We start from the raw sequence: 19,274 nt of genomic DNA, 5'->3' as shown, positions 1-19,274 counted from the left end.
AATAATTGTTCATTCTTTGATTCAATCAACAGCTGTCACTCTCATCATTTTTTGCTACTATCGCGCACCCTGTTATTTAGTGAGTTTAATTTGATGGAATGTCGCCTAGGTTGTGGAGCATGCTGTATCGCTCCAAGTATTACATCTGCTATTCCTGGAATGCCTAATGGTAAGCCTGCTGGGGTACGCTGCATCCAATTAAATGAGCAAGATCTCTGCAAATTATTTGGTCAACCTTCACGCCCGAAGGTATGTCACCAATTCAAAGCTTGCCCTGTCATTTGTGGTAAAACCGACCAAGAAGCCCTTGATAACCTGATCGAGTTAGAAGCTATTACCTAAGATTATCTGACCTTTTCTTCCTCCTATATATCTAAGATTTCACAATTCTTCGAAATCTAAACTATCTTGTTGATACTGGTACAGATTAATAAGGATCGTTATGAATAGGTATATCGCAGAAATATTCGGTACATTTTGGTTGGTGTTAGGTGGTTGTGGTAGTGCCGTCTTAGCCGCTGCTTTTCCCGATGTAGGTATCGGCTTACTCGGGGTTTCCCTCGCGTTTGGTTTAACCGTACTCACCATGGCTTTTGCTATTGGCCATATATCCGGCTGTCATCTCAACCCTGCTGTTACAATTGGTCTTTGGAGCGGTGGCCGCTTTGATGCCAAAGACGTCGCACCTTACATTATTGCCCAGGTCATTGGCGGTATTATCGCGGGTGGTGTGTTATTTGTGATTGCTTCAGGCCAAGCAGGCTTTGACGCTGCGGCATCTGGCTTTGCTTCAAATGGTTATGGTGAACACTCACCGGGCGGCTACTCGCTCACAGCAGCTCTCGTTTGTGAAGTGGTCATGACCATGGTGTTCCTATTCGTGATTATGGGCGCGACGGATTCGAAAGCACCGGCTGGATTCGCACCGATCGCAATTGGTCTCTGTTTGACCTTGATTCACCTTATCAGTATTCCTGTAACCAACACCTCAGTGAACCCTGCTCGAAGTACTGCCGTGGCTGTATTTGTCGGTGATTGGGCCGTTTCGCAATTGTGGCTATTCTGGGTTGCACCGATTATTGGTGCCGTGATTGGCGCGATGATATACAAAGCGGTAAGAGGTTCAGATTAAGCGCTGAAAAACGTCTAAAGCAATAAAAGAAAAAGCCGCTTAGTGATGCTTCACCAAGCGGCTTTTTTAGATCTTATGACGACCGAGTAAGGAGTGCGAAAGCGTGGTGCCATCCACCAGCTCTAGCTCACCACCAACGGGAACACCATGAGCGATACGGCTAGCGTTCACTTCATGGGCATTACATAGCTCAGCAATGTAGTGCGCTGTCGCTTCCCCTTCAACTGTTGGGTTAGTCGCTAGGATTACTTCCGAGATATCACCACGACGCAGGCGGTAGTCCAAAACATCGAGACCGATGTCACTTGGACCAATACCATCAAGTGGTGAAAGGTGACCCATCAATACAAAGTAACGACCTGAATATTGGCCTGTTGCTTCGATAGCTGCAATGTCTGCAGGGCTCTCTACTACACAGATTTGACCATTTTCCTGACGTTTAGGATTGGTACAAATGTGGCAAGTATCTTCTTCAGTAAAAGTACGGCACTCATTACAGTGACCAATTTCGGTCATTGCTTGGCTAAGAGCTTCAGCCAATTGTAGGCCGCCTTTTCTATCGCGCTGTAACAAATGAAAGGCCATACGCTGCGCCGACTTGGGGCCAACCCCAGGTAGACAACGTAAGGCCTCCATCAAATGCTCCAGCATATGACTGGTACGCATATTTAACCGTTCTAATGTTCAAGTAATAGTCTGTTCAACACAAACCACCACCTGAATTAACCTTTAAGAATAAGTTACTTAGAAAGGCATCTTCATACCTGGTGGAAGTTGCATTCCACCAGTTACGCTAGCCATTTTCTCTTTTTGAGTTTCTTCAACGCGACGAGCCGCATCGTTGAAAGCAGCAGCGATAAGATCTTCAAGCATCTCTTTATCGTCTTCCATTAGGCTTTCATCGATATCAACACGGCGAACGCTGTGGCTACCAGTGATCGTTACTTTTACAAGGCCAGCACCTGACTCACCTGTAACTTCCATATTTGCGATTTCTTCTTGAAGCTTTTGCATGCGCTCTTGCATTTGCTGGGCTTGCTTCATCATGTTGCCCATACCGCCTTTACCAAACATGTTAATACTCTCTGGTCTAATTGGTTTATTAAAATTAATTAAGCTATACGAGCTTAAATGGGGGTTAAAACAGTGTGATTCAACCCCTCGATGTTCAGTTCTCAGATTTGCTTATCTGGGATGATATGCCGGTCACTAAACAAGAAAACGTTCTAGATAGGACGAACGCTGTCTCTGTCGAGTTCAGCGGCAAAACGTCTTTCAATGAACTGTACGTTGGCATCGTTTTCTAAAGCGGTAAACGCGTCTTTCAACTTACCTTGATACAGTCGTTCTCGTAATTCTAGCGGCGTTTCTCCACCATCACCGATTTCAACACTCAAATGACACTCTTCTCCAAGCACAGTATTGAGAGACTGCAATAACTCACTCTGCGCGCGGTCGGTATTCAAGTGAGCTTGGCTCGCTCTTAACGTTAAAGTGATTGATGTGTCGTTTTTAGCAAACACTGAGTTCAATGCTAACTGTTCAACAAGCTTGGCTGTCTCTAGCTTTTGAATCGTGGCTGACCATTCATCTTGAGCAATCGACTCTTGAAGCAATTTATCGACCATTTCTGGTGTCTTAATATGCTCCAACGCACGCTTGATCTGAGTAGGTGTAAGCTCTTTGCTCACCTCTTTCACTACAGGTTTAGACGGTTTCCAGCGATAAGGTTCATTATCGTTGGTCACATTTTCTGTCGAAGAGGATGATAAAGAAGCTGGCGACACCCGCTCAGAACCACCGTGTTGCTGAGCAACTCGATCAAGAACTGAAGTTTTAGCTGGTGTCGCTTTAGCCTTTTTTGGCGCCGAGCCTTTGTTTTCTGTTGCCGAACTGCCTCTACGTTGAGAACGTAATTGGTGGCGTAAACCACTCACAGGCGAAGTTGCACGCGCTGGCTGCTCTTGCGGAGCAGAAGGTGCAGCGCTTGGCTGTTGAACCGGACTCTGGTTTTGATAATTCGTTTGCTGCTGCTGAGGCTGCTCTGCACCGTAGCTTGGACGCTCATCATAAGCAGGAGGCGCGTCATACTGGCTATGCGGGTAATCCTGCTCAGGATAACCTTGGTTGCCTGAATGTTCAGCGTAACCTTGCGAATCTGAATACTGTGCTGCATTCTGCTGCGGAGTCTGTTGCACGGGTGGCTGCTGCATAGCTTGCTGTTGAGGCGCCTGTTGTTGCATCTGAGGCTGTCTCGGAGCTGCCATTGGCGCAGGTTGACTCACTGACTGAGCAACGTTCTGAGCTTGAGCTGCTGGAACTGGCGCTGGGCTTGCCGACTGAGTCGAGATTGCCGTAGCAACCGCTTGTTCAGCTGGTCTAAATGCCAACATGCGTAAAACCACCATCTCAATACCAACGCGAGCGGTTGGCGACAATGGTAAGTCTTCACGACCTTTCAACACGATCTGGTAGTAGAGTTGAATGTCTTGTGGGCTAAACGCTTTGCTCAGTAGTTCAAGCTTCTCAGCGTCAGGCTGTGCCTTATCTAGTGTGGATGGCAAAGCTTGGAACATCGCAAGACGATGCAGTTGAGTCGCAAGCTGATTCAGCAAACCATCCCACTCGACACCGTTCTCAGCAAGGCTTTGGATACACGCCATCGCTTGCTGTAGCTGCTTACTGCTAATCGCTTCAAGCAAGTGGATAGCTTGGTCGGTATCCAGTGTTCCGAGCATGTGAGCAACAGTATCTGTTACGACATTGCCATTACCCAATGCGATAGCTTGGTCTGTAAGGCTTAGCGCATCACGCATACTGCCATCAGCAGCATGAGCAATCATTCCAAGCGCACGAGATTCAGACGTCACATCTTCTTGTTCAAGAATATGATCGAGCTGCTCGTGAATATTATCAACGCTGATCGGCTTAAGATGGAACTGCAAACAACGCGACAAGATCGTTACTGGAAGCTTCTGTGGATCCGTTGTTGCGAGCAAGAATTTCACATACTCAGGCGGCTCTTCTAAGGTCTTTAGAAGCGCGTTAAAGCTGTGCCTGGAAAGCATGTGAACTTCATCGATTAGGTAAACCTTGAAGCGACCACGTGCAGGCTTGTACTGAACATTGTCCAGAAGCTCGCGGGTATCTTCTACCTTAGTTCGTGATGCCGCATCGATCTCGAGCAGGTCAACAAAGCGACCTTCATCGATTTCTTTACAGGTTGCACATTCACCACAAGGTGTTGAGGTAATGCCTGTTTCACAGTTGAGTCCCTTAGCAAACAAACGACCGATGGTTGTTTTACCAACACCTCGTGTACCGCTGAACAGGTATGCGTGGTGCAACCTATTCTGGCTAAGGGCATTCTCTAATGCTGTTAAAACATGGGCTTGACCAACCACTTCTTTGAATTTGGTTGGTCGCCATTTTCGCGCTAACGCAAGATAGCTCATGAATAATTCCGAAAAGGATTAATGACCGTCGAATTCGCAGATGCTAAACACTTCTAGACCTAAGCCTTGTAAGCGCTTGTCACCACCGATTTCTGGAAGGTTAATAACAAATGCAGCGTGTTCTACCACACCACCAAGCTGACGAATCAACTTTGTTGTTGCTTCAATCGTACCGCCCGTTGCTAGCAAATCATCAACCATCAACACTTTATCGCCTTCAACGATAGCATCAGTATGGATTTCTAGAGTGTCGGTGCCGTACTCAAGCTCATAAGATTGTGCCACAGTTTGACGAGGCAGCTTGCCCGGCTTACGAACAGGAATGAAGCCAACACCTAGCTCAAGTGCCAAAGGCGCACCAAATAGGAAACCACGAGCTTCAGTACCAACGATCTTAGTAAAGCCCATGTCCTTGTATGTTTCCGCTAGCAGGTCGATAGTCGCTTTGTAAGCTACTGGATCTTCCATCAAGCTTGTTACGTCACGGAACAAAATACCCGCTTTAGGGTAATCAGGAATGCTTTTGATGCTTGCTTTGATCAGAGAGATTTTTTCTGTGTTCATAATCTTATGCACTTCATTAGGCCGCTTTCCAAACTCTCGTTAACGAATCAAACATCAACGCTCGGAATTAAGGAAAGGTACGATTGGTATTCATTGCAACGAGAGTCATAACTCTGATTGCTGAAATAATAAACGCCCGCTATACAAGCAGGCACACTGGCTTAATGGTAGTGATTTTCTTTGCTGTCAGCAACCAACTCATGGGTTGGAAGTCGCATAAACCATGTGAGAAGAATAACAAGTACACAAATTAGGAAAGCCTTGACCCAAATGATAGGGGCAAAGTAGATGGATAACGCAAAACTCAACAAGATAAAGAATACGCCACGCGTTTTAACTTGTTTGGTGACGGCACCGTGTTGATACCAATTGTTCAGCAAAGGACCCAGCGTTTTGTGCTCATGCATCCATTTATGAACTTTCGGATTGCTTCGCATGAAGCATGCGCTGGCAAGAAGGAGAAAAGGAGTGGTTGGCAGAACGGGCAAAACTATCCCTAGAACTGCGAGAAATATACAAAGGCCACCAGCAATATTGAGGCTTAAAACTCGAACGCTAATTGTGGCCTCCTTGAGTTAGCTATCACCAATCGGCGACGACAGCTTAACTAGAATGTTGCGTAACCATTGAATACGCGGATCAACGTAAGTGTTGCTGGTAGCAATGGAATCATTAAAAATGCGGCTAAAAATCCTAAAAAGTAGAATACATTAAACGGGTCTTGAAAGTCTTTGTTATCTGCCATGATTGCTTCTTGTTTTTGTTAGTGAAGGTAAGTATCCGGCGAACCAAACCCGCTTTGCTAAATCGACATTTAACAAAAAAGGCATAGCCACACCATTTGCGCAACTATACCTTAATCAATTATTCACAAAAACCGAGGAAATATAGGGTTAATCAGTAGACCCTTGGTGTATGTCTAAACTAAAACTTGCCGCTCCAAGTAGGCTCAACGACAGTTGGCAGCCCTGTTCGATCGGAAGGTCCCGCGTAATAAAGTTCTTCTTGCAGTTCTCACCCAAGCGCTCACCTGCTGCAATATATTGATTCAATTCACCATTCGACCATTGCCCGTCTAGACCCGCAGGCAAAATGGAGATGGTTCCCTCGGCAAGGTCAGCAACACCAAACAAGGCATTCACTGGGGTGGAGCATTTAGAGCAACGAATCCCCTTCTCTAAGATTTCAGCAATATCTTTGAGATCAACATTAAAATCTTTTCTGTTTCTTATGTAATCGTGGAACAGCGCTCTCACTAACAATGTTGTCGCGGAGCCGCCATTATCAGACGACGATGAATCGACGAGGTAAAAAGCAAACTGCCCGTTCATCATCCACGCATAGTCAAACACAAGTGGCATCATCTCTGTTGATTGCAGTAACCGGTAACTGCAACGCCATGAGCCTTGTCGCGTATCTTTCTCTGGAAGCAGCGCATGCAGTAAGTCTTTTGCTGCGCTTGGGTTATCTTGAAGGTAATTCAGGTGCCAATGCAGTTCTTGGTCTTCAGGGATCTCTCCCCCATCATCCACACAGAACCATTGGCTCGAAAAATCTCGTTGGTCTGAAATGTTATCGAACGAATCTGTCAATGTATTCGCAATCGCACTTCCTAGGTGACGGTGATCCTCTAACGGCTTCGCCAAGAAGTCTTTAATACCAAATCGCAAGGCTTTCGCCACGTCAGACATATCATCAGTGCCAGACACAACGATCATAGGCAGTGACGGGTACTCTAAACTGATCTCTTCCACAAGCTCTATGCCATCAAGTATTGGCATTGATAAGTCACACACAATTAAATCTGGCGCTGAGTCTCTAAGTTTCTGCAAAGCGTCCAGTCCATTTTCAGCCTCAACCACTTTATAACCGACCTTGTCTAGGTACGCGCTGGTTATACGGCGAAAAATAGGATCATCATCAACCAACATCACGCATTTTTGGTTAATTACTTCCTGAGCCGAGGTCATTACTGGCTGACTGTGAGTTTTGTACATAATCTATAACCTCACAAAACTAAGTCGAATTATTATTGTTATCTGTTCTAAGAACTAATATAAAACTTAGTAATAAAATGCTAAATACACAAATTTGCACTCTTTGCTGGTAATTCGTGACGAGGGTTGGAATACTTGTAAATAGTGCAACGAGTTGACGTAACGCAAACATTGATCTCACTGTTACGTATAAATTAGATGAGATTGTAAACAAATGTGTCTGGATTTATGAAATTAGATGATTTAAACCTCTTTCGACTCGTCGTTGAAAATGGGAGCTACACCGCAACATCGCGCAAGACTATGATTCCGGTTGCGACCATCACACGACGCATCCAAGCCTTAGAAGATTCTTTGAACCTTAGGCTTCTCAATAGACACGCGCGTAAACTTTCTTTAACAGAGGCAGGCGAACGTTTCTTCAATGAATGCTCTCCGCTGTTGCAACGTCTCTCTTCTACTGCAGAAGAGTTAACTGACGTGTGCAAAGGCGCTTCCGGTAAGATTCGTATTACGGCACCCTCAAACCTGACCAAGCGCATGATGATGCCAATGTTCAGTGAATTCATGATTCAATACCCTGATATCAATATTGAGCTGATGATGAACAACCAAGCGGATCAGCTGGATCCAACGGAGTGGGACGTAATTTTCCGAGTCGGCCCTCAGCGTGATTCAAGCCTAATCGCTCGAAAAATCAGTGAAGTCAAAGATATTCTTATCGCGAGCCCTGAGTACTTAGCGAAGAACCCAGCTCCAAGCCATGCTGAAGAGCTAGCGAACCATTCGCTACTCAAAGGCTACCCGCTGATTAAGTGGCAGCTGAGTAATTCGAATGAAGAGACGGTGGTGAATAGCGAGAAAGGCCGTTTCAACGCCAATGCGCTTAATGTCGTAAGACAAGCGTGCTCAGAAGGCCTAGGTATCACCCTGATGCCTGACGTGATGATTCGTGAATACATTGAAGATGGCAGCTTAGTGCAAGTCTTAGAAGACTGGAGCGCTAACCCTCGTGATATTTACATGCTTTATAACCACAAAGACCATCTACCAGAGAAAGTGAGATTGTTTATTGATTTTGTGATCGCATACCACATTCATTAAGGTCAATCCCCTTCTCTATAAACAAAAAACCAGAGCCGATGCTCTGGTTTTTTATTTTCTGTATCGCTAGCGAAACTCTGTATGACTAACGAAACGCTAGTTAAGCGCCTTCGTTGTGTAACTCTAAGTTAGCAAGATCTTGTTGAATCTCACGCTGAACCTTTGAGTCGTCATTACGCAAAGAGTCTAGGAAATCTAGGTACACTTGGTCGATATCGCCCGTTACATACTCGCCGTTAAATACAGAAGTATCAAAACGAGAGATGTCTTGATTGCCCATGCCCACTGCAGAAATCAGATCTGGTAGCGTTTGGAAAATCAAGGCGTCTGCGCCAATCTGCTTACAAATCGTTTCGTTATCACGACCATGAGCAATCAACTCTGTCGCGCTCGGCATATCAATGCCGTAAACGTTAGGGAAGCGAACCTCTGGAGCAGCTGAAACCATGAAGACCTTATTTGCGCCAGAATCACGAGCCATCTCAATGATCTGCTCTGATGTTGTGCCGCGAACGATAGAATCGTCAACCAGAAGAACGTTCTTACCTTTAAACTCAGAGCGAATTGCGTTGAGCTTACGGCGAACCGACTTCTTACGTTGTTGCTGACCTGGCATGATGAATGTGCGGCCAACATAGCGGTTTTTCACGAAACCTTGACGGTATGGCTTATTGATCGCTTGAGCGATTCGTAGCGCAATATCGTTTGATGTTTCAGGGATTGGAATAACTACATCAATGTCTAAGTCTGCGTACTCTTCTTTAATACGCATACCAAGCATCTCACCCATCTCAACGCGTGCGCTGTAAACCGAGATTTTGTCGATGAATGAATCTGGGCGTGCAAAGTATACAAACTCAAAGATACATGGGTTTAGTTGTGGGTTGTCTGCACATTGCTTAGTGAAAAGCTCACCGTCAAACGTTGCGTAGATAGCTTCACCTGGTGCTACGTCGCGCATGAAGTCGAAACCAACAGCATCGAGTGCTACCGATTCAGACGCAACCATGTACTCTGTTTTACCTTGAACTTCACGCTTACCAAGACACAATGGACGAATACCATGTGGGTCACGGAATGCGATCATACCGTGGCCGATGATCATCGCCGTTACGGCGTAAGCACCACGAATTGTACGATGCACATTTGCCACAGCGCGGAAAACGTCATCTGAAGTTACGTTACCTTTAACAGTATCGATCTCATGAGCTAATACGTTCAGTAGAACTTCAGAGTCAGAGGTTGTGTTTACATGACGACGGTCTTTTTCGAACAACTTCTCACGAACTTCGTTTGCGTTCGTCAGGTTACCGTTGTGCGCCAACGTAATGCCAAAAGGAGAGTTTACGTAGAAAGGCTGAGCTTCAGACGCACTTGAACTACCCGCAGTAGGATAACGAACATGGCCAATACCAACTTCACCTTGTAGGCGCTGCATGTGTTTTGCTTCAAAAACATCTTTTACTAAACCGTTCGCCTTACGCAGACGGAAACGATTGCTTTCTATGGTACAAATACCAGCGGCATCTTGGCCACGATGCTGCAATACCGTTAAAGCGTCATAAATAGACTGGTTTACAGGTGTTGAACCCACGATTCCAACAATACCACACATGTCCTAATCCTCGATTTTTCGACATTAACTGGCGCTAGAGCGCGCCAGATAAGAAACTAGATGTTGCTTGTAAATGCTCGAAGAACGGCGCAATGATTCGACTAAATTCTGGAACCAATTGCGAATTCTTCCACCACTCAGAACTTGGGAATGCAGTAAACGCATCCATGAAAAACAACACTGCAGAAACAATCAAAACACCACGTAAGCCACCAAAGACGACACCGAGGATTCTATCTGTACCTGACAGGCCTGTTTTCTGAACTAGCTGACCGATGACATAGTTAACTAAGGCACCCACAACTAACGTTGCAACAAACAATGCTGCTATCGCAGTTCCGTTTCGAAACATCTCATCTTCGATATTGGTGAAGTACATCGCTAATTTAGCGTAGTACTGGCTAGCAATAAAAAATGCTCCAAACCAAATAACGAGTGACAAGGCTTCTTTAGCGAAACCACGAACTAAACTGATCACGGCAGAGAAGCCGATCACGCCTAAAATGACAAAATCTAACCAATTCATGAATTCTTCATCTTAAGTTGGCGCGCATTTTAACAGAAAAAATGCTGACGCAAACGTTTTCTTATGGATTTAACGGTTTAAATTTGAGCAACTGGCCTTTTGAACCCGTAATTTTTTCTAATTCCTTAATTTGTCGCTCAAGTTTGGATTTAGAGACATCCGGGCCAATAATTACTCGCGTAAAAGTTTTTTCTTGCTTGGTGTGAGCCTGATAACCGCGCTTTTGCAGATCCTTAACAACGTTTTTTGCGTTGTCAGCATTCTTCAAAGCCATCAATTGAATAATCCAAGCACTGTCTTGGTATTCATTTTTTTCAGGTACCGGCTTAACCACAACTGCCACTTTGTCTGCTTCTTTATCATTAGAAGAAGACGCGGTTTGCGTGTTTGAATTATCAGTACGACCACTTTCAACCACTTGCTCAACCGGAGAATCCGGTAGCGCTATCTGATCTTCAACGGGATCGAGTACTTCAAACACTTCAACATTACTATCAAGCTCAGGCTTAATTGGAATGCTTGCAAACTCTTCTTTGTAGTGGAGCTTCTTACCATCTAGTACATCGGGCAATACAATCACGCCAATGGCCACTAAAATGATGGTGCCGACTAACCGGCTTTGGAATTTACTTGCCATTTAGTTTCCTTTTTTCTGCCAATGCTCCAACACTTCACCCACTGTATGGAAAGAACCGACAACCAACACAACATCGTCACCTTTAACAGAAGCTAAAGCCGCTTCAAACGCTACAACAGGGTTTGAATACCGCTCTACACCTTCAGGTAAGCTTTGACACAATTCAGCGGCTGTTGCGGCTCGTGGGCCGTTCAGCGAAGCTGGGTACCAATGTGTTGTTATTGGAGCTAATACTTCCAATGTCGCGGGGATATCTTTGTCATGAAGCATGGCGACTACAACGTGTAAATTTTTGCCTGCATACTTCTTCGCGACTTGCTGCGCAAAGTACTCAGCAGAATGCGGGTTGTGTGCTACATCAAGCACAATCACCGGTTGTTCGCTAATTTGCTGCATACGCCCAGGAAGCTGCGCATTCTTCATGCCGTTAACCACGTTCACGTCGCTAATACTAAGCTCTGATGTGCCCAATGCCATCAACGCTGTTGCAGCGTTAGGTAACGGCAGGCTTGGAATAGGTAGCGATTCTAGTTGGAATGCACCACTGCGCCAGTTCCACGTATCACCGTCAACATCATAAGTGTATTGAATACCGACTTGGTAGAACTCAGCCTTAATGTCATCAGCGTGCGCTGCAACCGTAGCCGGTGGCTTGGGTTGACCACAGATAGCGGGTTTACCGCTACGATAAATGCCCGCTTTCTCAAAACCAATCACATTGATGTCATCACCTAGCCAGTCAACATGGTCGACAGCCAAACTAGTAATCACAGAAACATCATGCTCAACGATATTGGTCGCGTCTAAACGCCCGCCTAAACCCACTTCTAAAAGCACAACATCAACCGCTTCAGTTTGAAATGCACGTAACGCCGCTAAAGTGCCATATTCGAAAAAACTCAGGCTGATTTCGCCACGCTCTTTCTCAATGAAATCGAAAGACTGAACCATCTTTTCATCAGATAGATCTTGGCCGTTGATACGAACACGTTCGTTATAGCGAATTAAGTGAGGAGAGCTGTAGACACCAACTGAGTAACCAGCGTCCAATAGAATCGCTTCCATCAGTGCACATGTTGAGCCTTTGCCATTGGTTCCGGCAACAGTAATAACATGTTGAGCAGGTTTGGTGAGGTTTGCCTTAGAGGCGACGGCCTGAACTCGGTCTAATCCAAGATCAATAGCGCTTGTGTGGATGTTTGATAAATAATCAAGCCACATCTCCAAAGAGGATGTGGCTTGAGGAATAGGTTGTTGACTCATCTAACTCATAACCATAATTAAGTTGGTTTGTTAGAAGGTACTTTACCCTTTTTCTGGCGCTTCTGGTACTTCATAAGTAGCTTCATTCGGTGAATCGTTCACAGAAACTACTAATGGTGAAGGCTGGTTGGTCATTTTAGCAACAAGGCTTGCAACGCGCTGACGCATCTCACGACGGTCAACAATCATGTCGATAGCACCGTGGTCTAGTAGGAACTCACTGCGTTGGAAACCTTCAGGAAGGTCTTCACGTACCGTTTGTTCGATTACACGACGTCCAGCAAAACCGATCAGTGCTTTTGGTTCACCAATATTGATATCGCCAAGCATTGCCAAACTTGCAGAAACACCACCCATTGTTGGATCAGTCATAACTGAAACAAACGGTAGGCCTTTCGCAGATAAACGCTCAAGCGCAGCACTGGTTTTCGCCATTTGCATTAGAGACATCAATGCCTCTTGCATACGAGCACCACCACTTGCAGAGAAACACACTAAACCACAGTTGTTCTCGATAGCAGCATCTACCGCTTTCACGAAACGAGCACCAACAACAGAACCCATTGAGCCGCCCATGAATGAGAATTCAAAAGCACACGCTACGATAGGTAAACCCAATAGTTCGCCTTTCATTGCAACTAATGCGTCTGTTTCACCACTGTTCTTTTGAGCAGCAGAGATACGTTCTTTGTAACGCTTAGAGTCTTTAAACTTCAGCTTGTCTTGTGGCTCAAGATCAGCACCTAGTTCAACACGCTCACCTTTGTCTAGGAATGTATCCAGACGACGACGTGCTTTCATGCGCATGTGATGGTCACATTTTGGACATACTTCTAGGTTACGCTCTAGTTCAGCATGGTACAGAACCTGCTCACAAGAAGTACATTTCGTCCAAACACCCTCAGGGATAGACGCTTTACGAGATGTTACGATGTTGCTTTTTTCTAAAATCTTTTCAAGCCAACTCATGGAAGACCTTTTTGTTTCGATTCTTCCGCTTGATTGCGAAAGAAATAAATTTGGGAATTATGCGTGGGAATTAAAGCACATAAAACAGCGACTGTAGATAAAAAACTGGTTGTACCTATTTTCTGGGACTATCTTACGCACTAAACCGTAATAATTTTTGAACCTAAGTCTCACATTTAGTTCAAATTATCCGGTAAAAATAGAGGACCAATTGGCTCTCGTGGTAGCTCAAAATGTTCAGGATAATCAACATCCACCAGATACAAACCTTCCGCTTTTGCAGTTGCGCCGGCTACTTTTCGATCTTTAGCTTCTAAAAGCCACTGGATCCACTCTGGTTTCTGCTCACCTTTACCTACGGCAATAAGGCTACCCGTAATATTCCTCACCATGTGGTGAACAAACGCATTCGCTTTAATATCGATCACAATGTAGTGTCCATGACGAGTCACGTTCAAGTGAATCATGTTTCTCCATGGGCTACGAGATTGACAGTGTGTTGCCCTGAACGAAGTGAAGTCATTCTCACCAAGTAAGTACTGACCCGCTTCATGCATTTTTTTCTCATCAAGATGACCATGATAATGGCTCACACCTGAATTCAAAATGCCTGGGCGTAGTGCATGGTTAAAGATAATGTAGCGATAACGGCGGGCAGTAGCCGAGAAACGAGCATGGAAATCCTCATTCACTTCTGTCGCCCAACGAACCGCAATATCTTTTGGCATGTTGGCATTCGCGCCCATTGTCCATGCCACCATTTTACGATCGACATTAGTTTCAAAGTGAACGACTTGTCCCGTACCGTGAACACCGGCATCTGTACGACCTGCGCACATAACTTCTACAGGGTGATTCGCGACAACTGAAAGAGCCTTTTCCAATTCTTCTTGGACACTTTTCACGTCTCGTTGGCGCTGCCAACCAAAGTAGTGGGTACCGTTATATTCAATACCTAAAGCAATTTTCATGTTCTTGTTCTCTTTGAAAATGGGCGAGAAGTATATACGGAAATCAGTGCTAGCCCAAATAGGATGGGGCTAAAACTTCAATAAACAATCAGCATCGACCGAGACGATGCTGTTGAAAAACCAAATGAAACGATAGCGCTCTGTATCGCCTTAAAATAAAGGGTAGCCAACGCTACCCTTTCTGATTTGTAAATTTATCGACCGTTTAACGTATCGATAAGATTTTTTGCCTCTCGACGAATATCATCGCTGCCGTCAACGATTGCCTCTTCTAGAAGCTTAATTGCCCCTTGCGAGTCACTCATCTCGATGTAGATTTTGGCCAAATCAAGCTTACCCGCAGCTTCTGCATTGCTGTCGACATCATAATTGCCAATATCACCGATAACATCAGGGAATTCGTTAAGACCCACATCCAGTTTAAGCTCTTCATCGTCTGGATTAATGACTTCTTCACCTTCTTGCTCGACTTGAGCCATTAGCTCATCAATCGTCATGTACTGCTTATCACGACTGTTGCCTGATTCGGTTAGATTGTCTTGTTCAGCCCAATTCTCTTCTTTGATTTTCGGTTCAGCTTGCTGTTCAGCCGATGCCCAAATCTCTTGTTGGTCATCAGGCACATCATTATGCATGCTCGATTGTTGTTCTGGCGCTAGGTTAAAGCCTTTCCAGTCTTCGCCGCCGACTTCAAGCATGGCGTCAATATCTAACCCTGCGCTATCAATCGAAGTTGCGTCCAATGGCTTATCGAACATGTTGTCGACAGAGTCTTGAACATCTTCAGAAAGCAACTCAGCTAATGCTGTCTCATCAAAGTCATCAAAGCCTTCTAGTGGCTCGTCTTGAACCGCTGCAGGCGTTGAGTTTGGCTCTGAAGCCGCGCTCAGTGATTGTTCTGGCTGTGCAAAACCAGCCGGTTCAGAGTCTTCAGCATTCGAGAAATCATCAGCCTGACTATAGCTCTGCGGATTTGAGAACAGATCATGCAACGCATCTTGCTCTTCGCCTTGTGGGCTGAAAGAAGTCAGTGGTGTTGGCTTCTCAGCAAACGCATCAGAGATGGCTTCATCTTCACCATATTCCGGTAAATCAAACTCATCGAACTCTACGCCTTGGGCTTCCGCCACCGGCTCGGCATTGCTTTGCTCAATATCATCTAAAACAGAGTCTGCTTTTGCGCTTTCTTCATCGTACTCCGGAAGATCAAGGTCATCGAACTCGAACTTCTCTGTGTCAGGCGCTAAGTCTTGCTCTAACTGTGCTTCATCTGGTTCACTCACCACTTCCGCTAACGCAACGTCTTCACCAAACTCTGGTAGTTCGAAGTCATCAAGCGAGAATTCTTCTTCGCTTTCTGGTTTCGCAGTTTCAACTTGTGGTGCAGCATCTAACTGAGGCTCAGCGGTAGGTTGCGATTCAACACTTGATTGAGAGTCTATAGCAGGCGTTGCTGGCTCTGTTGTTGATTCAGCATCAGCTTCCGCTAGTGCGTCTTCTTCACTAAACTCTGGTAAGTCGAAATCATCAAACGAAAACTCTTCGTCGTCTTGCGCCTGAGCTATAACTTGGGCTTCAGTTTGAGGCTCAACACTTGGTTGAGCATCAATAGCTGGCGTTACTGGTTCTGGTGTTGATTCAGCATCAGCTTCCGCTAGTGCATCTTCTTCATTAAACTCTGGCAATTCGAAGTCATCAAACGAGAATTCTTCTTCGCCTTCTTGTCCTAGAACTTCAGCTTGTTCTGCTACTTCCGCTTGTGGTGTAGCTTCAACTTTCGGTTCAGCGACAGGTGTCACTAGCTCTGGTGTTACGTCAGTTTCCGCTAATACTTCTGGTTCAGACGCCTCATCTTCAATCAGCCAATCATCGTCTTCTGGCACACCAAATTCATTTGGAATGATCTCTGGCATGTTTGCAGCACGAACTGGCTCTGGCTCTGGCTCTGGCTCTGGCTCTGGCTCTGGCTCTGGCTCTGGCAAGGATTCAACGACATCTTCAAGCTGATCGCTACCTTGGATTTTCGGTTCAAAGTCAAAATCAGAGTCAATGTTCGCTGGCGACTCTACATCGTCGATGGCTTCAGCTAACCAGTCTTCAACCGTTTCTTCTTCATCTTCAGAGATATCGTTCAAAGACGATGGCGAAGCTTGCTCTTGTACGTCGGCTTCTTTCGGCTCTGGTTCTTGTTGTGCGGTTTCTTCTTTAACTCGCTCTTCAAAATCTGGTTTGTCAAAATCAGAATTCTCAGATAACAGCGAGTCGATATCCAGTTCATCATCTTCAACCGATGATGCGGTTTCTTGCGCTGATACTTCGTCGCTGTCTAAAAGAGACGCTTGCTCTGGTTCAACCGTATTGTCAATTGATGGTTCAACAGGCTCTTCTATTGCTGGCAACAAATCATTGTCATCAGAAGTCATTAACTCATCAATCAACGCTTCGTCTGTTGTTTCTAGCGAGTCATCAAGCAAAGCATCCGTTGCCGGTGCGACACCGAACAAATCATCGATAAAACCATCACGATTAAAGGCTTCATCATTTTCTGGCTTAATGTCAGAACTTTCTTGAGTCATTTCAGAATCTAACGATTCATCAGTAACGACTTCAGGTTGTGGTGTTTCACTAATGTCCGGATCTTGCTCAGGCTCACCTTCAGAGGTTAACGGAGTAAGCTCAACGTCTGAGTCCTTTTCAGGCTCCTCATTGGCGTTGTCCAAACCAAAGGCTGCGTCTAACTCTTTATCAAACGTCTTATCTTCAGATTCAAGCTCGTCTTCAATGCCACTTGTCAGTAAGTCATCAAATGGGCCTAGAGATTCTGATTTTGATGCATCCGCTAAAAGCTCATCATCTGACAATTCACTATCAAGGAAATCATCCAATAAGTCGGTACTTTCGGCGTCGAGTTCGAAATCATCCTCGTCAGAGTCACCTATTAATTCATCCAAGGTTTCCGTGCTGTCTTCTGCGATGTTGAGGTCATCATCGGTCGATAAACCAGAAAGCTCTTCAAGCTCAGACAGAGAATCAAAGCCAAGAGGTTCGCTTTCAGACTCATCATCCGAATCGTCCCCTAGCATCTCATCAAGAAGGTCTGTCGAGTTACTTAGGTCTACGTCATCGCCTGCCAGTTGCTCATCAAGCAGATCAACGCTGTCTTGAGGTTCTTCATTTACGATGGGCTTATCGAACTGAGACAGAATGTTTTCGATATCATCATCAGACGCCAAACCACTGTTTAGGTTAGTGGCAATCTCATCGTCGCTATCGAGGTTGAAAGGGTCATTCGCTTGATCGTTCTGAGCAGCAACTTGGGCAAAGATGTCATCAATATCATCATTCGCTGTCGGTGAAGCTGGCTCAGGGGACTGTTGTTCAGAGATTAGAGCATCAATATCAAAATCGTCATTGCTCAAATCAACAGGCTTAGTCTCACTTTGTTGCTCAGAGATAAGCGCATCGATGTCAAAATCATCGCTTGCTGGTGTTTCAGTGCTAGAAGGCGAATCACTTTGCTCTTCCGAAATCAGAGCATCAATATCGAAGCTGTCGTCATCTTCGTCATCAAGAGCAAACAGATCATCTAATAAAGATTGGTCTAGCTCGTTGGAACCGAGATCTTCAGTTTCAGACTCTTGAGATAGTAAAGCTTCAATGTCATCAGCAGACATTGCGTTATCATCAGAAAGATCAAAGTCGACATCATCAGTATCGACGGCGCTTTCCGCTGTTTTGTCTAGCGCACGTTCCATCTCTTCAAGGCCAAGCGCTTTCTCTTCGCCATTAACACTAATGCCGTTGCTGCTGTCTAAATCTAGATCGTCGAAGTTGGTGTCTAAATCACCGTTTTCGCCAATGCTAGCAAATGGGTCATCGTCTTCACCATCTAGATTGAAATCGAGATCAGATTCATCTAAACCAGCAAAGACATCATCCTCTTCGGCTAGCGCTTGATCGTCAAACAGCTTGTTGGCGTCATCTTCCGTACCAAACAAGTCATCATCTAAAGACAGCTCGTTAAGGTCGTCCATCTCGTCGCCCAATGTAATAGGTGCAACGGTACTTGGTTCTGGCTGGAGCGGTTGTTCTTGAGTCGTCTGCTGTTGCTCATCATTTTTAGAACGACGGCCTAACAGCATCACAACGATCAAACCAATGAGCAGACCTGGAATAATCGCAAGAGCCGCCACTAACCAACCACTCGATAACAGTTCGTCCATGACACTTGGTGCCATCTTTTCAATTTCGGCGTTCTTTCTGCGCTCTTCATCAAGCAGCTTTTCCACTTCGCTACGAATGCGGTCTTCATCACTGAGCTCTGTTTTTAGCTCATCCACTTCCGATTGAACATTCGATAACATCAAACGAAGTTGGTGATTTTTCTCTTCAAGTGACAGCAGTTCAGTTTCTGAAAGCTCTAGCTGCTTCTCTAACTTGTTCATCTCTTGGGTTGGTGCAGATTGAGCTAGAGATGATTGAGTTGGAGACAATGGCTTTTTAGCAGTTTCAGTAGTGCTTACTTGCTTAGCAGGAGTAACATTTTTTGCATCAGAACTCGGCGCTTTGGGTTTTGAAGCGACAGGCTTACTTGCAGGAGCATCAAGCTTAGCAAGATGTGAGTTCATGATGTTGATAGCTTGCTGCGTCGAGCTTGCACGTGCTTGCTCTAAAGAAGGCACGCGTAGATTGCTCGCAGGCAGCAGGCTATGGATATTCTGGTTTTCAAACGCTTGTGGGTTTAAGCGATAAATAGCCAACAGAGTTTGTTGGACTGAAACGGAGTTATCAGGGCGTAACTTTGAGGCAATAGACCACAATGTTTCTGAGCCGCGAGTTGGACCATAGAAACGTGAAGGCTCAGCGCTATTTGATTGCGCTCTTTGAAGTGGTTCTGAAAACGTAGGCGCTGATTGTATCTGGCCATTAGGCCCTACAACTCGAATGGAATCTGCACGAACAACGGAAATCTGAGTCGCAATGATAAAGGCAAAAGGCATTAACCACGGCTTGAAAATTTGAAACATAAAAGGCTCAGCTA

17 protein-coding genes are annotated in these 19,274 nt (G+C 45.3%); 3 read left to right on the top strand and 14 right to left on the bottom strand.

Translation table 11 applies throughout. The features are described from left to right. Window positions 1-93: 93 nt before the first annotated feature. Window positions 94-342: a YkgJ family cysteine cluster protein gene (locus LMH68_RS12555; RefSeq protein WP_017059389.1), complete on the top strand. Its 249-nt coding sequence runs from the start codon at window positions 94-96 to the stop codon at window positions 340-342. A gap of 100 nt (window positions 343-442) precedes the next feature. Next, window positions 443-1,132, top strand: a complete 690-nt coding sequence (gene aqpZ, locus LMH68_RS12550; RefSeq protein WP_229647122.1) for an aquaporin Z — start codon at window positions 443-445, stop codon at window positions 1,130-1,132. 66 nt (window positions 1,133-1,198) lie between these two features. Here the strand turns inward: aqpZ and recR are convergent, their stop codons facing one another. The 7 genes from recR to LMH68_RS12515 all read right to left on the bottom strand — a co-directional run bounded on the left by recR (window position 1,199) and on the right by LMH68_RS12515 (window position 7,148). After that, complete coding sequence (recR, locus tag LMH68_RS12545) at window positions 1,199-1,798, bottom strand: recombination mediator RecR (protein WP_019823189.1); 600 nt, start codon at window positions 1,796-1,798, stop codon at window positions 1,199-1,201. Window positions 1,799-1,876: 78 nt separating this feature from the next. After that, window positions 1,877-2,206: a YbaB/EbfC family nucleoid-associated protein gene (locus LMH68_RS12540; RefSeq protein ID WP_017062338.1), complete on the bottom strand. Its 330-nt coding sequence runs from the start codon at window positions 2,204-2,206 to the stop codon at window positions 1,877-1,879. Window positions 2,207-2,358: 152 nt separating this feature from the next. Further along, the gene (dnaX, locus tag LMH68_RS12535; protein ID WP_229647123.1) at window positions 2,359-4,587 is read right to left on the bottom strand and encodes a DNA polymerase III subunit gamma/tau; all 2,229 of its coding nucleotides are present in this window, start codon (window positions 4,585-4,587) and stop codon (window positions 2,359-2,361) included. Window positions 4,588-4,605: 18 nt separating this feature from the next. After that, window positions 4,606-5,151 (bottom strand): adenine phosphoribosyltransferase, encoded by a 546-nt coding sequence (gene apt, locus LMH68_RS12530; RefSeq protein WP_017062340.1) that lies wholly within the window; start codon window positions 5,149-5,151, stop codon window positions 4,606-4,608. Window positions 5,152-5,312: 161 nt separating this feature from the next. Beyond that, window positions 5,313-5,684 carry a YbaN family protein gene (locus LMH68_RS12525; RefSeq protein WP_029225617.1) on the bottom strand — a complete coding sequence of 124 codons (372 nt, stop codon included), beginning with the start codon at window positions 5,682-5,684 and terminating at the stop codon, window positions 5,313-5,315. Between the two features lie 74 nt (window positions 5,685-5,758). Continuing rightward, window positions 5,759-5,896: a hypothetical protein gene (locus LMH68_RS12520; protein ID WP_017067606.1), complete on the bottom strand. Its 138-nt coding sequence runs from the start codon at window positions 5,894-5,896 to the stop codon at window positions 5,759-5,761. Between the two features lie 148 nt (window positions 5,897-6,044). Continuing rightward, the gene (locus LMH68_RS12515) at window positions 6,045-7,148 is read right to left on the bottom strand and encodes a response regulator (protein ID WP_102320049.1); all 1,104 of its coding nucleotides are present in this window, start codon (window positions 7,146-7,148) and stop codon (window positions 6,045-6,047) included. Window positions 7,149-7,376: 228 nt separating this feature from the next. Here LMH68_RS12515 and LMH68_RS12510 point away from each other — a divergent pair, with 228 nt between their 5' ends. After that, complete coding sequence (locus tag LMH68_RS12510; protein WP_017062344.1) at window positions 7,377-8,252, top strand: LysR family transcriptional regulator; 876 nt, start codon at window positions 7,377-7,379, stop codon at window positions 8,250-8,252. A gap of 100 nt (window positions 8,253-8,352) precedes the next feature. On the opposite strand, the gene purF is transcribed toward LMH68_RS12510, so the two are convergent. The 7 genes from purF to LMH68_RS12475 form a co-directional block, all read right to left on the bottom strand. After that, entirely contained in the window at window positions 8,353-9,867 is a 1,515-nt protein-coding gene (purF, locus tag LMH68_RS12505) for an amidophosphoribosyltransferase (RefSeq protein ID WP_017062345.1), read from the bottom strand. Between the two features lie 34 nt (window positions 9,868-9,901). Further along, a complete protein-coding gene (locus LMH68_RS12500) occupies window positions 9,902-10,393 on the bottom strand; it encodes a CvpA family protein (RefSeq protein WP_009848678.1) in 492 nt (163 codons plus the stop codon). 61 nt (window positions 10,394-10,454) lie between these two features. Continuing rightward, on the bottom strand, window positions 10,455-11,030 hold the full coding sequence (locus LMH68_RS12495; RefSeq protein ID WP_017063432.1) for an SPOR domain-containing protein: 576 nt from the start codon (window positions 11,028-11,030) through the stop codon (window positions 10,455-10,457). Then, entirely contained in the window at window positions 11,031-12,293 is a 1,263-nt protein-coding gene (gene folC, locus LMH68_RS12490; protein ID WP_017062347.1) for a bifunctional tetrahydrofolate synthase/dihydrofolate synthase, read from the bottom strand. A gap of 42 nt (window positions 12,294-12,335) precedes the next feature. Next, complete coding sequence (accD, locus tag LMH68_RS12485; protein ID WP_017062348.1) at window positions 12,336-13,262, bottom strand: acetyl-CoA carboxylase, carboxyltransferase subunit beta; 927 nt, start codon at window positions 13,260-13,262, stop codon at window positions 12,336-12,338. Between the two features lie 176 nt (window positions 13,263-13,438). Then, window positions 13,439-14,233, bottom strand: coding sequence for a tRNA pseudouridine(38-40) synthase TruA (gene truA, locus LMH68_RS12480; protein WP_004734161.1), 795 nt, complete (start codon window positions 14,231-14,233; stop codon window positions 13,439-13,441). A 194-nt stretch (window positions 14,234-14,427) separates the two neighbouring features. After that, entirely contained in the window at window positions 14,428-19,260 is a 4,833-nt protein-coding gene (locus LMH68_RS12475) for a FimV/HubP family polar landmark protein (protein ID WP_229647124.1), read from the bottom strand. Window positions 19,261-19,274: the final 14 nt, after the last annotated feature.

The organism is Vibrio sp. F13 (assembly GCF_020806305.2).
GTDB lineage: Bacteria > Pseudomonadota > Gammaproteobacteria > Enterobacterales > Vibrionaceae > Vibrio > Vibrio crassostreae_C.
Note: the sequence above shows the minus strand (reverse complement) of the source record. Positions and strands in the feature narration are given on the sequence as shown.

What these genes read in the sequence shown, in the direction of transcription:
- dnaX (WP_229647123.1), bottom strand. Translation starts at nt 4,587, where the DNA reads ATGAGCTATCTTGCGTTAGCGCGAAAATGGCGACCAACCAAATTCAAA.
- LMH68_RS12475 (WP_229647124.1), bottom strand. Translation starts at nt 19,260, where the DNA reads ATGTTTCAAATTTTCAAGCCGTGGTTAATGCCTTTTGCCTTTATCATT.
- recR (WP_019823189.1), bottom strand. Translation starts at nt 1,798, where the DNA reads ATGCGTACCAGTCATATGCTGGAGCATTTGATGGAGGCCTTACGTTGT.
- LMH68_RS12500 (WP_009848678.1), bottom strand. Translation starts at nt 10,393, where the DNA reads ATGAATTGGTTAGATTTTGTCATTTTAGGCGTGATCGGCTTCTCTGCC.
- LMH68_RS12515 (WP_102320049.1), bottom strand. Translation starts at nt 7,148, where the DNA reads ATGTACAAAACTCACAGTCAGCCAGTAATGACCTCGGCTCAGGAAGTA.
- LMH68_RS12495 (WP_017063432.1), bottom strand. Translation starts at nt 11,030, where the DNA reads ATGGCAAGTAAATTCCAAAGCCGGTTAGTCGGCACCATCATTTTAGTG.
- LMH68_RS12555 (WP_017059389.1), top strand. Translation starts at nt 94, where the DNA reads ATGGAATGTCGCCTAGGTTGTGGAGCATGCTGTATCGCTCCAAGTATT.
- LMH68_RS12540 (WP_017062338.1), bottom strand. Translation starts at nt 2,206, where the DNA reads ATGTTTGGTAAAGGCGGTATGGGCAACATGATGAAGCAAGCCCAGCAA.
- apt (WP_017062340.1), bottom strand. Translation starts at nt 5,151, where the DNA reads ATGAACACAGAAAAAATCTCTCTGATCAAAGCAAGCATCAAAAGCATT.
- purF (WP_017062345.1), bottom strand. Translation starts at nt 9,867, where the DNA reads ATGTGTGGTATTGTTGGAATCGTGGGTTCAACACCTGTAAACCAGTCT.
- truA (WP_004734161.1), bottom strand. Translation starts at nt 14,233, where the DNA reads ATGAAAATTGCTTTAGGTATTGAATATAACGGTACCCACTACTTTGGT.
- folC (WP_017062347.1), bottom strand. Translation starts at nt 12,293, where the DNA reads ATGAGTCAACAACCTATTCCTCAAGCCACATCCTCTTTGGAGATGTGG.
- aqpZ (WP_229647122.1), top strand. Translation starts at nt 443, where the DNA reads ATGAATAGGTATATCGCAGAAATATTCGGTACATTTTGGTTGGTGTTA.
- LMH68_RS12510 (WP_017062344.1), top strand. Translation starts at nt 7,377, where the DNA reads ATGAAATTAGATGATTTAAACCTCTTTCGACTCGTCGTTGAAAATGGG.
- LMH68_RS12520 (WP_017067606.1), bottom strand. Translation starts at nt 5,896, where the DNA reads ATGGCAGATAACAAAGACTTTCAAGACCCGTTTAATGTATTCTACTTT.
- accD (WP_017062348.1), bottom strand. Translation starts at nt 13,262, where the DNA reads ATGAGTTGGCTTGAAAAGATTTTAGAAAAAAGCAACATCGTAACATCT.